General features: G+C 63.9%; 8 protein-coding genes. 5 read left to right on the forward strand and 3 right to left on the reverse strand.

Going from position 1 to position 12,515, the window contains the following annotated elements; genetic code table 11:
* The first annotated feature begins 44 nt into the window (after positions 1 to 44).
* From BLW71_RS10655 to BLW71_RS10675, 5 genes are all read left to right on the forward strand, one after another.
* Positions 45 to 1,241, forward strand: coding sequence for an aminotransferase-like domain-containing protein (locus tag BLW71_RS10655; protein WP_091796164.1), 1,197 nt, complete (start codon positions 45 to 47; stop codon positions 1,239 to 1,241).
* 67 nt (positions 1,242 to 1,308) lie between these two features.
* Positions 1,309 to 1,773 carry a RidA family protein gene (locus BLW71_RS10660; RefSeq protein WP_091796166.1) on the forward strand — a complete coding sequence of 155 codons (465 nt, stop codon included), beginning with the start codon at positions 1,309 to 1,311 and terminating at the stop codon, positions 1,771 to 1,773.
* A gap of 201 nt (positions 1,774 to 1,974) precedes the next feature.
* Positions 1,975 to 2,892, forward strand: coding sequence for a PhzF family phenazine biosynthesis protein (locus tag BLW71_RS10665; RefSeq protein ID WP_091796168.1), 918 nt, complete (start codon positions 1,975 to 1,977; stop codon positions 2,890 to 2,892).
* Positions 2,893 to 3,379: 487 nt separating this feature from the next.
* Positions 3,380 to 5,740: a bifunctional diguanylate cyclase/phosphodiesterase gene (locus BLW71_RS10670; protein WP_091796170.1), complete on the forward strand. Its 2,361-nt coding sequence runs from the start codon at positions 3,380 to 3,382 to the stop codon at positions 5,738 to 5,740.
* Positions 5,741 to 5,899: 159 nt separating this feature from the next.
* On the forward strand, positions 5,900 to 7,108 hold the full coding sequence (locus tag BLW71_RS10675) for a chromate transporter (protein ID WP_091796172.1): 1,209 nt from the start codon (positions 5,900 to 5,902) through the stop codon (positions 7,106 to 7,108).
* Positions 7,109 to 7,278: 170 nt separating this feature from the next.
* On the opposite strand, the gene BLW71_RS10680 is transcribed toward BLW71_RS10675, so the two are convergent.
* The 3 genes from BLW71_RS10680 to BLW71_RS10690 all read right to left on the reverse strand — a co-directional run bounded on the left by BLW71_RS10680 (position 7,279) and on the right by BLW71_RS10690 (position 12,467).
* Positions 7,279 to 7,737 carry a CopD family protein gene (locus tag BLW71_RS10680; protein WP_012432243.1) on the reverse strand — a complete coding sequence of 153 codons (459 nt, stop codon included), beginning with the start codon at positions 7,735 to 7,737 and terminating at the stop codon, positions 7,279 to 7,281.
* A 355-nt stretch (positions 7,738 to 8,092) separates the two neighbouring features.
* Positions 8,093 to 10,417 (reverse strand): DNA topoisomerase IV subunit A, encoded by a 2,325-nt coding sequence (parC, locus tag BLW71_RS10685; protein ID WP_091796174.1) that lies wholly within the window; start codon positions 10,415 to 10,417, stop codon positions 8,093 to 8,095.
* A gap of 64 nt (positions 10,418 to 10,481) precedes the next feature.
* Positions 10,482 to 12,467, reverse strand: a complete 1,986-nt coding sequence (locus BLW71_RS10690; protein WP_091796176.1) for a DNA topoisomerase IV subunit B — start codon at positions 12,465 to 12,467, stop codon at positions 10,482 to 10,484.
* Between the last annotated feature and the right edge of the window lie 48 nt (positions 12,468 to 12,515).

Genomic DNA, 12,515 nt, shown 5'->3' on the forward strand with positions numbered 1-12,515 from the left:
GATAATCGAAGTTTTGACCGGTTCCAGTACCAGCAGAGGAGACCATGGACCAAAGCGACTTGAAAGCCCCCACGTGGCAATTGTCCGAACGCGCACGCAAGCTCACGAGCTCGGCGATCCGCGAGATTCTGAAGGTCACGGAGCGGCCTGAAGTCATTTCGTTCGCGGGTGGCTTACCCTCGCCGGCTACCTTCCCGGCCGAACGCATGCGCGCGGCAGCCGACCGCATTCTGCGCGACGAGCCGGCCGCGGCGCTGCAATACAGCGCGACTGAAGGCTTCCTGCCGCTGCGCGAATGGATCGCGAAGCGCTATTCGGTCAACGGCGCACAGATTCGCCCGAGCCAGGTGCTGATCACCACCGGCTCCCAGCAGGCGTTGGACCTGCTCGGCAAAGTGCTGGTGTGCCCGGACAGCCCGGTACTCGTGGAAACGCCGACCTACCTCGGCGCGCTGCAATCGTTCTCGATGTACGAGCCGCGTTACGTGCAAGTGCCGACCGACGACCAGGGCCTCATCCCCGAAGCGCTCACGCCCGAACTGACCGCCGGCGCGCGCCTGTTGTACGCCCAGCCCAATTTCCAGAATCCGACGGGCCGCCGCCTGCCGGTCGAACGCCGCCGCGCGCTCGCCGAGTTCGCGAAGACCGCGCCGTTCCCGGTCATTGAAGACGATCCGTACGGCGCGCTCGACTACGCGGGCGAACCACTGCCCACCATGCTGTCGATGGCGCCGGACCATATCGTCCACCTCGGTTCGTTCTCGAAGGTGCTGGCGCCGGGTCTGCGGGTCGGCTACATCATCGCGCCCGAAGAGCTGATCTTCAAACTCGTGCAAGCCAAGCAAGCCACCGACCTGCACACGCCGAGCTTCACCCAGCGCATCGTGTACGAAGTGATCAAGGACGGCTTTCTCGACACGCACGTGCCGACCATTCGCGAACTCTATCGCGATCAATGCGCGGCGATGCTGGCCGCGCTCGAACGCTACATGCCGGAAGGCGTAAGCTGGAACCGCCCGGAAGGCGGCATGTTCGTGTGGGTGAATCTGCCCGCGCAGATCGACAGCATGAAGCTGCTCGAAGAAGCGGTCGCGCAGAACGTCGCGTTCGTGCCGGGCGGCCCCTTCTTCGCGAACGAGGCGCAACACAACACGCTGCGTCTGTCGTTCGTCACGGTGCCGCCGGCCAAGATCGACGGAGGTGTGTCGCGGCTCGCCGCGCTGATTCGCGCGAAGATCTGAGCGTTTTTTAGCGCGGTCTTCGCCCGCCTCGCGTCAACCGAACTTCACTACTGATCAAGGACACAACATGGCTCAAACGAATGTGTACGACAAGCTCGAGCAACTGGGCATCGAATTGCCGAGCGCAGGCGCGCCGGCAGCCGCCTATGTGATGAGCGCGCAAAGCGGCAACACGGTGTACCTGTCCGGGCATATCGCCAAGAAGGACGGCAAGGTCTGGGTCGGCAAGCTCGGCGCCACCCTCACCACCGAGGAAGGCAAGGCCGCCGCGCGTTCCATCGCCATCGACCTGCTCGCCACGCTGCACGCGCATGTGGGCGACCTGAACCGCGTCACGCGCATCGTCAAGCTGATGAGTCTCGTCAACTCGACGCTCGAATTCACCGAACAGCATCTGGTCACCAACGGCGCGTCCGAACTGATCGCCGATGTGTTCGGCGAACGTGGCAAGCATGCGCGCTCGGCATTCGGCGTCGCGCAGATCCCGCTCGGCGCGTGCGTCGAGATCGAGCTGATCGCCGAAGTGGAGTAACCCGCTCGAACCCGCGAGCCGCATGGCAGGAGCGGCTCGCAACGGCTGCCGGTTCGCCCGGCGCAGTGCGCAACGAAACGCGTCGCGAGGTGTCAGCCACCCGCGGCGCGTTTTGCATTTGTGGTGAGGTAGATCGTTCCGCCGTCAGCGGATAGAATCCGCCAACCCTATCCATTCGTTTGATTCGCCGGACCGCGCCCCATGCCCGCCCACACTGTCCGTTTCAAACAGGTCGACGTATTCACGTCGGTGCCGTTCAAAGGCAATCCGCTTGCCGTCGTGTTCGACGCCGACACACTCGACGCGAATCAGATGCAGGCCATCGCCCACTGGACCAATCTGTCGGAAACAACGTTCCTGTTGAAGCCCACCGACCCGGCCGCCGACTATCGTGTGCGCATCTTCACCACGCATGGCGAATTGCCGTTCGCCGGTCATCCGACGCTCGGCACCGCGCACGCGTTGCTCGAAAGCGGCTATCAGCCGAAGCAGGCCGGCAAGCTCGTGCAGCAGTGCGGCGTAGGGCTCGTCGAACTGGAGGCACTGTCCGAGCCGCTCGGCGCGTGGGCCTTCGCCGCGCCGCCCGGGCGCGTCACGCCGCTTGGCGAGGATCGCTACGCGGCGCTGTCTGCGGCTTTGCGTAGCGATGCGATCGATTTCAGCGCGGCACCCTGCGCGGTCGACAACGGTGCGCCGTGGCTCGTGGTGCGCGTCAATTCGGCGCGCGAGTGCCTTGCGCTGGAACCCGATGCCGCCGCACTATCCGAGATCGTGCGTTCCGTGAATACCCACGGGCTCGCCGTCTATGGCCCGCACGAGGCCGATGGCCCGGCCACCTTCGAGGTGCGCTGCCTGATGTCCGGGGGCAGCTTCGGCGTGGGTGAAGACCCTGTCACCGGCAGCGCCAACGCGGCGCTCGCAGGCCTCCTGAGCGCCCAGCAGTTGCGCCCCGGCGCGCATTATTCGGTGCGTCAAGGCACCGCGCTAGGCCGTGCCGGCCAGGTGTGCGTGCACTACGACGATGCACGCCCCGAGGGAAGCCCCCTTCGGCAACGCGGCAAGACATGGGTTGGCGGTTCGTCGGTGACGATCGTCGACGGTACCTTCCGCCTGCCCTGACCGGCGCGCTACTTGCGTAGCGCGAACGTGGACACCGGCTCGCAACCGTAACGAGGCCGGGGTCCACCCCGCCTTGCCACGCTCGACCACAGAATGCCGCATCGTGCGCACGATTGAATGCGCGGTGCATGGGGAAAGGCCTGGCACACCTGAATGCCGAAGCGCCGGAGCGCCGATTGCCGATGAAATACTCGAATACGACCGCTACACCGCGCCTTCAAGACGGTCCAAGCCGGCTGCCAGATTCGCCCCATGGGGCGGCTTGCCGCGCCCGCGTATACCCGATGCCCGGACCCTTCCTTAATCCAGTGGCATTAAGTAATATCGAAACGTACCCGATGACCCGCGGATGGTCAGGCACGGCGCCACGCTCCTTTCTTCTGCGCAGCAGTCCCGGCACCTTGGTCACCATGCAGCCACCCATGAATCTAGCGCAGTCAATTCTCGCGCGTTTGTTACCGGCCGGCACCCAGGCACGGGCCGCCCGATGAGCCAGTCCCGCTTCTCAGACCAGCGCGAAGCCAAATCCCGCCGCGACCCCGCGGTGTCGCGCCGTCGCGCGTTTCTCGCCATTCCCGCGCTCGGCATATTGGTCCTGATCCTGCTTTGGACGGTGATCTTCGCGCGCCTGTCGGTCGAGAAGGAAGCCACTTATCGTGAAGCCATGGCCTCTGCTGCGATTCTCTCCGCGGCACTGGAACAGCACACGGTCAAGGCGATTCACCAGGTCGACCAGATCACCCGCTTCGTCAAGTTCGAGTTCGAGAAAACGCCGAATCATTTCGATCTCGCGAGCACGGTGGAAAAAGGCGTCGTGCAAAGCGAAACGCTCGTGCAAGTTTCGTTGATCGACGAGCACGGCACGCTGATCGCCAACACGGCCGAACTCAATCCCAAGCGCATCGACCTGTCCGACCGCGAACACTTCAAGGTCCACGAACACGAGAACGACGATCAGTTGTATATCAGCAAGCCCGTGCTCGGCCGCGTGTCCGGCCACTGGACCTTGCAGATGACACGGCGTTTGAATCATCCGGACGGCTCGTTCGCGGGCGTCGTGGTGGTCTCCGAAGACCCCAGCTATTTCACGAGCGATTTTTATAACAACGCGGCGATTGGCCGTGAAGGCGTGATCGCGGTGATCTCCGACAACGGCGCCGTGCTCGCGCGCCGCACCGGCACCGCCGACACCGCGAGCGGCGCCTTCTCCGCAAGCGGCTCCTATCCGACCTCGGAGCATGTGTCGGGCACCTACGTCGATTCGATCGACAACGTCACGCGCATCGTGTCGTACCGGCATATCGACGGCTATCCGCTCGGTGTGCTGGTGGGCTTGTCGCAAGCGGAAGAATTCGCCGACTACAACCACACGCGCAACGTCTATCTGCTGATGGCGGGCTTCATCTCGCTCGCCATGCTGAGCTTCTTTGCCGTGGCGACCGGCCTGATCGGCAAGCTGCTCGGCCGCGAGCGCGAGATGACTCACCTCGTCGAATACGATCTGCTCACCGGCTTGCGCAATCGCTACGCGACGCTGCAAAGCCTGCGGCACGACGTCGCGCAGCCGGCCAATCTCGGCCACCTCGCGATTCTCTTTATCGACCTCGACAACTTCAAGACCGTCAACGACACGCTCGGCCACAACGCCGGCGACATCGTGCTGCAAATGACAGCCTCGCGGCTCGCCGCCGCGGTGGCCGACGGCGGCGCGTTGAGCCGCATCGGCGGCGACGAGTTCGTCGTCGTGATCAAGGGCGAGGACGTCGAGAAGCGCGCCGTCAAGCTGGCCGAAGCCGCAGCCGAAGCGTTCGACAAACCGTTCGAAGTTCGCGGCAGTTCGTTCGTGCTGCATGCGAGCATCGGCATCGCGCTCTACTCGGTGGCCAACGAAAGCGAGATCGACCTGCTGAAAAAAGCGGACCTCGCCATGTACAGCGCGAAAGACGCGGGCAAAAACTGCTATCAGTTCTACTCACCGCAACTGTCGCATCGCGCCGATCATCTGATGAAGTGGGAGCAGCAATTGCGCGTGGCGCTCGCTGAAGGGCAACTGTTCCTCGCCTATCAGCCGAAGATCGATCTGACGCGCCGCTGCATCACCGGCTTCGAGGCGCTGGTGCGCTGGAATCATCCGCAGCACGGCTTGATTCCGGCCAACGAGTTCATTCCGGTTGCCGAATCGACCGGCCTCATCGTGCCGATCGGCGACTTCGTGATCGAAACCGCCTGCCGTCAACTTGCGCTGTGGCAGCAACAGGGCTACGACACGCTGTCGCTCGCGGTGAACATTTCGGCGGTGCAATTCTGGCGCGGCGACCTGTACGAGACCATCTCGCACGCCATCGAGGAAAGCGGCATTTCCGCGCGCCGCCTCGAACTTGAAATCACCGAAACGGCGATGATGGAATATCCGGAGCTCGTCTCGGAGAAAATCTTCGCGTTGAAGCGCCTCGGCGTGCGCATCGCGCTCGACGATTTCGGCACCGGCTACTCGTCGCTGTCGTACCTGAACCGTTTCTCGGTGGACACGCTGAAAGTGGACCGTTCGTTCATCCAGGCAATTCCCGGCGACCGCAGCGTCTGCGTGATGGTCACCGCGATCGTCAACCTGGCGCGCTCGCTCGGGCTCACGGTGGTGGTCGAAGGTACGGAGACCGAAGAGCAGATTGCCTGGCTCGCCGCGCTCGGCCATATCGAGGCGCAGGGATTCCTGTTCTCGCGTCCCGTGCCGGTGGACGCGATTCCGGCGCTGCTCGAGCGCTTCGGCGTCTGCGGGTTAACCGTGCCGGCCCGGCGCGCCGGGCACGAAGCCGACAGCACCACCAGCGTGTCCAGCACTGGCACCTGAACGCCACGGGCCGCACGGGTCGCGGATGATCTACCCGCGACGCCGCAAACCCGCTACATTCTCGCTGTACTGGTCACAGCGCGATGCCGCTGCCGGCCGCGTCGAATCACCAAGAAGATCTCACAGGACGGCGCCCGCGTGCCGGGCGCTTGCGGCGCCATGCAGACGACCACGAGCCAGGATGCTGCCAGACGAGGGGAACGGGAACCGCTATGGACGCTGTTCCGAGTCGTGTTCGGCCTGTCGGCGTTGTCATGGGGCGGCCTCGCCCTCATGGCGCAACTCGAAAACCATTACGTCGAGCGCAAAGGCCGCCTCTCGCGCGTCGCGTTCTCCGATCTGATCGCGCTCGCCTGGATGGTGCCCGGCCCGGTGGGCTGCAATGTCGCCGTGCAATTGGGGCATGCGCTGCGTGGACGCGCCGGCGCGTGGATCGCGGGCATTGCCAGCGTACTGCCCTTCTTCATGCTGATGACGCTGTTCGCGATCTTCTACCGCACGCCGCTCGTGCGCGCCGCCGCCTCGCAAACCTTGCTCAATCACTTCAGCGTCGTGCTGGCCACGCTGATCGCGATCACCTGGTACAAGCAGACGCGCGCGCTGGTGCGCGGCAAGCTCGAATGGCTCGCGACGGTGCTCGGTTGCGTGGCGCTCTTCTATGCGCACAGTCCGGCGGCGTATGTCCTCATGCTGGGCGCGGCCTTCGGCACCGGCTGGCTGGTGAGCCCGGTTCGCAACGCGCCTCTTGTCGTCTCGTTGGCGCGTGGCGACTGGCAGATGCTGACCGCCCTGTGCGGATTCCTCGTGCTGTTCGCGCTGCCGCTGCCGCATCGCTATGACCTGGCGCTGTTGTGGCCGCGGCTCGCCGGCGCCGGCATGACCCTGTTCGGCGGTGGCTTCTCGGCGTTGCCGGTGCTCAAGACGCTGTTCGTCACGCCGGCGATCGGCGTCTCCGATAACGACTTCACACTGGCGTTCTCGTTGTCGCCGTTATCGCCCGGGCCGCTCCTAAACGTGGTGCCGTTCTTCGGCTATCTGGTGGATGGCTGGGTGGGTGCGCTGATTGCCACGCTCGCGCTATTCGTGCCGTCGGGTTGCCTCGTCGTGCTTGCGCAACGGCATCTGCATCAGTTGAAGGCCAATCCGCGATTCGAGCACGGCATGCGGATGCTGCGCGCGGTTACTACCGCGTTTCTCGCGGTGGCCGTGCTTCGCATTGCCGGGCATGTGCCGTTCAGCCCGGTTTATCTGATGACCGCGCTGTTCTCCGGCATGTGCTTCGCGAAGCTGAAGGTGCCGGTGTACGTGGTGTACGGGACGGTGGCTGCGGTGTGCGGGTTGTGGCTCGCGTACGGCGCGCTGATTTAGACGGCGGTGTGCGCCGGTGTACAGGACCGTAGCTGCGGTGTGCGGGCTGTGGCTCGCGTATGGCGAGCTGATATAGACGGCGGCGTGTGCGGAGAAGACCGTGCTTGATGCCCGCAAGCCGCGCGGCAGTGTCGCTGCGCGGCTAGCGGATTTCAAATAGAGTAGCGGGTTCAGAAGCCGCGCGACAGCACCGCAACGCCGATCGTCACCACGCCGAGCACGATATTGATCAGCACCAGACGACGGATCGTGCCGACTGCCCGCGCGCCATCCGGCCATTTCTGCGCCTGCACCGCGCGACGGATGCGCGGGAACACGGCAAACCGGATGTGCCCGAAGATCAGCATCATCACGATGCCGAGACCGGCCATGGCATGCAGCGGCCAGGTGGCATGGCCGCCGCCGAATTGCATGAGCAGAAATCCGCCGGTGAGGAGAATCACCAGCACTGACGCGGCGACCCAATTGAAGAAGCGGCCGAACACCGATTCCCACAACGGCAAGCGTAATTGAGGCGAGAGATCGGCAATCGCCGGACGCAGACAGAAATGGGCGAACACCATTCCACCTACCCACACCGCAACCGCGAGCAGATGTAGAAAGAGTGCGAGTTCGATAGCCTTGTTCATGTTGTTTTCCTCTCCCGACGACGCCACACCGCTTGTGCAGAGTGCTGTTAGCAGCGGCTATTGAATGAAATGCGCTCAAACCCGGCGCCTCGCGCCAGGCCCCCGGGCGAAGGCAATCCCCCAAGGGGACTTTCTACGGGGCGGAAAACGCGCGACGACCCGGCGTTTTCTTGAGAGCCCATTCGACCACGCAGTCCGCACGCAGTTCCGCTGCACTCGTGGCTTTCACGTCGTGTTGTAGTTGTTATCGCAGCATGCCCACCGCAATGGCCAGGCTGCGCCCCGATTTGATACTGCGCACGACAAGCGCCTCGCATGCTAGCAGACGCTCGCCGTGTTCCTTCGTCAAGCTTTGTTAAACGGCCAGCACCGGACGCATGCCTTCGAGCTTCATCTTGCTCTCGGGCGTGCGGCCCTTGCGCGCCCGCTTGCCGATATGCGGCGCGAGCGCCGCGCCGCTCACCTTTTCTTCATCCACGCGGCCGCCACGGCGCGTGCCGATCAACACGACACCCGCGTTGTTGATGGCGAGCGCCTGCGCGAGCGTTTCATTGTCGTCGAGCGCCATCAAGGTGACGCCGCGACCGCCGCCGGAGAGCGTCTTCATCTCGTCAAGGCCGAACACCAGCAGGCGCCCGCCCGAGGAAAGACACGCAATGTGCGTCGCATCCGGCAGCATCGGCATCGGCGCGAGCGGTGCGGCGCCCGCGTCGATCGTCATGAACGACTTGCCGGCCTTCACGCGGCTCACCATGTCGCCGACCTTGGCGATGAAGCCGAAGCCGTTGCTCGAAGCGAGCAGCAACGCCTGATCCGCGGACGCCGCGTAGTAATGCATCAGATGGCTGCCCGACTCCAGTTCGATCAGCGACGTGACCGGCACGCCGTCACCACGGCCGCCCGGCAACGTGGCGACCGCAACCGAATAGACGCGGCCGTTGCTGCCCCACGCGACCAGCGTGTCCGGCGTGCGGCACTGGAAGGCCGCGTACAGCCCGTCGCCGGCCTTGAAGGTAAAGCCCGCCGCGTCGAGCCCGTGGCCCTTCAGCGCGCGCACCCAGCCCTTCTGCGACACCACCACCGTAACCGGTTCGTCGACCACGCGTGCTTCGAACGTTGCGCGCTTTTCCTGCTGGATGAGCGTGCGGCGCTCGTCGCCGTATTGCTTGGCGTCGCCCTCGATTTCCTTGATGAGCAGGCGCTTCATTGCCGATTCGCTGCCGAGCAGTTCTTCCAGTTTGGCCTTCTCGTCGCGCAGTTCTGCCAGCTCCTTCTCGATCTTGATCTTCTCGAGCCGCGCCAACTGACGCAGGCGGATTTCAAGAATGTCTTCGGCCTGGCGATCGGACAAGCCGAACGCGGCCATCAACGCGACCTTCGGTTCGTCCGACTCGCGAATGATGCGGATGACTTCGTCGATATTCAAAAAGACGATCATCCGGCCTTCGAGGATGTGAATCCGGTCGTCGACCTTCGTCAAACGATGACGCGTGCGGCGCGTCACCGTCGCGAAACGGAACGCGATCCACTCATGCAGGATTTCGCTCAAGCCCTTCTGACGCGGCCGGCCGTCGCCGCCGACCATGACCATATTGAGCGAAGCGTTCGATTCGAGGCTCGTATGCGCGAGCAGCGTGTTGACGAAATCCGTCTGGTCGATGCGGCTCGACTTCGGTTCGAACACGAGGCGCACGGGTGCGTCCCGGCCGGACTCGTCACGCACGGCATCGAGCAGCGCCAGCATGGTCTGCTTGGTTTGCAGCTGTTCGGGGGTGAGCGCCTTCTTGCCGAGCTTGATCTTCGGGTTGGTCTGCTCTTCGATTTCTTCGAGCACTTTCTGCGCCGCGGTATTCGGCGGCAATTCGGTGATCACCAGTTGCCACTGGCCGCGCGCGAGTTCTTCGATCTTCCAGCGCGCCCGCACCTTCAGGCTGCCGCGGCCGCTTTCGTACGCGGCGGAAATTTCGGTGTCGCTCGAAATGATCTGACCGCCGCCCGGGAAATCTGGCCCGGCGATGTGCTGCATCAATTCCGCGTGCGAAATCTTCGGATTGCGGATCATCGCAACCGTTGCAGCCGCCACCTCGCGCAGATTGTGCGACGGAATTTCCGTGGCCAAACCCACCGCGATGCCCGACGCGCCGTTCAGCAACACGAACGGCAAGCGGGCCGGCAACAGCCTCGGCTCCTCGGACGAGCCGTCGTAGTTAGGCATGAAATCGACCGTGCCCTGATTGATCTCATCGAGCAGCAGTTTCGAGATCGGCGTGAGGCGCGCTTCGGTGTACCGCATGGCCGCCGCGCCGTCGCCGTCGCGTGAACCGAAATTGCCCTGACCGTCGATCAGCGGATAGCGCATCGAGAAGTCTTGCGCGAGGCGCACCAGCGCGTCGTACGCGGACTGGTCGCCGTGCGGGTGATACTTGCCGAGCACGTCGCCGACCACGCGCGCCGACTTGACCGGCTTCGCGTTGTCGGAGAGGCCCATGTCATTCATCGCGAACAGGATGCGGCGCTGAACCGGCTTTTGCCCGTCGCACACATCCGGCAGCGCGCGGCCCTTGACCACGCTCACCGCATAGTCGAGGTACGCGCGTTCCGCGTAATTGCCGAGCGTAAGAAAGTCGCCTTCCGGGGGCGGCGGCTCGGTGAAAAGGTCGAGAGTGTTATCGTCGTCCATCTAGATTCCGTATCCGTGTTTGGCGTGAAGTTTTGGTGCGGAGTGAGTGCACTTTAAAAAGCGCTCAGATATCCGCTTCCACTTCGTTGCCCTTTTCTTCCAGCCAGCTGCGCCGCGACGCCGCTTCGCCCTTGCCCATCAACATGGTCATGCGCGCGACCGTGGCGTCGTAGTCGAGTTCGCCGAGCGCCACGGGCGTCAGACGGCGGGTGTCAGGGTTCATGGTGGTGTCCCACAACTGCTCCGCGCTCATTTCGCCGAGACCCTTGAAGCGGCTGATCGACCACTGCGTGTCGCGCACGCCGTCCTTGCGCAGCTTGTCGAGAATCGCTTCGAGTTCGCCTTCGTCGAGCGCATACAGCTTTTGCGCGGGCTTCTTGCCCCGCGCGGGAGCGTCGACCCGGAACAGCGGCGGGCGCGCCACGCACACGTGACCACGCTCGATCAACTGCGGGAAATGCTTGAAGAACAGCGTGAGCAGCAGCACCTGAATGTGCGAACCGTCCACGTCAGCGTCCGACAGAATGCAGATCTTGCCGTAGCGCAGATTCGACAGATCGACCTTGTCGTCCGGGCTATGCGGATCGACGCCGATCGCCACCGAAATGTCGTGCACTTCGTTATTGGCGAACAGCCGGTCGCGCTCGGTTTCCCACGTATTCAGCACCTTGCCGCGCAGCGGCAGGATGGCCTGATATTCCTTGTCGCGGCCCATCTTCGCGGAACCGCCCGCCGAGTCGCCTTCGACGAGAAACAGTTCGTTGCGGCCGATTTCCGTCGATTCGCAATCGGTCAGCTTGCCCGGCAACACGGCGACGCCCGAGCTCTTGCGCTTCTCGACCTTCTGCCCGGCACGCGTGCGCGCCTGCGCCTGCTTGATGACGAGGTCCGCGAGTTTCTTGCCGTGCTCGACGTGCTGGTTCAGCCACAACTCCAGCGCCGGCCGCGCGAACGACGACACCAGCTTGACCGCGTCGCGGCTATTCAGGCGCTCCTTGATCTGCCCTTGGAATTGCGGATCGAGCACCTTCGCCGACAGCACGAACGACACGCGCGCGAACACGTCTTCCGCGAGCAGTTTGACGCCCTTCGGCTGCAGGTTATGCAGCTCGACGAAGCTCTTCACCGCCTGGAACAGACCGTCGCGCAAGCCGGATTCATGCGTGCCGCCCGCGGGCGTCGGAATCAGGTTGACGTACGACTCGCGCATGAGCGGGCCTTCTTCGCTCCACGCGACGACCCACGAGGCGCCCTCGCCCTCCGCGAAAGTCTCCTCGCTCGCGCGCGAGTTTTCGACATAACGTTCGCCCTCGAACAGCGGAATCAGCAGATCGCTGCCGTTCATGCCTTCGAGCAGATAGCCGCGCAGACCGTCTTCGTATTTCCAGCTTTGCTGTTCGCCGGTTTTCTCGTTGATCAGCGTGACTTCCACGCCCGGCAACAGCACCGCTTTCGAGCGCAGCAGACGCTGCAATTCTCCGAGCGGCAGGTTCGGCGAATCGAAGTACTTCGGATTGGCCCACGCGGTGACGCGCGTGCCGGATTTCTTGTCGCCCTTCGCCGCGGGGCGCACTTCGAGTTCCTTGGCGACGTCGCCATTGGCGAAACTCAGTTCGGCGATCTTGCCTTCGCGCCACACGGTCACGTCGAGGCGCGTGGACAGCGCATTGGTGACGGACACGCCGACGCCGTGCAAGCCGCCCGAGAACGTGTACGCGCCGCCGGCGGCCTTGTCGAACTTGCCGCCCGCATGCAGGCGCGTGAACACGATTTCGACGACCGGCACGCCTTCTTCCGGATGCAGGCCGAATGGAATGCCGCGGCCGTCGTCTTCGACCGAGACCGAATGGTCGGCGTGCAGCGTGACCGTGATTTGCCGGCCGTAGCCGCCGAGGGCCTCGTCCGACGCGTTGTCGATAACTTCCTGGATGATGTGCAGCGGATTCTCGGTGCGGGTGTACATGCCGGGCCGTTGCTTGACCGGCTCCAGACCCTTCAACACCTTGATCGACGCTTCGCTATACGCGGCGTTTGGCTTTTTCGTAGACATGGTTGACTCGGATGCGTCGGTTCATCGTTGTCCACAGGAGCTGTGGAC

The sequence above is a fragment of the Burkholderia sp. WP9 genome, from assembly GCF_900104795.1.
Taxonomy (GTDB): Bacteria; Pseudomonadota; Gammaproteobacteria; order Burkholderiales; family Burkholderiaceae; genus Paraburkholderia.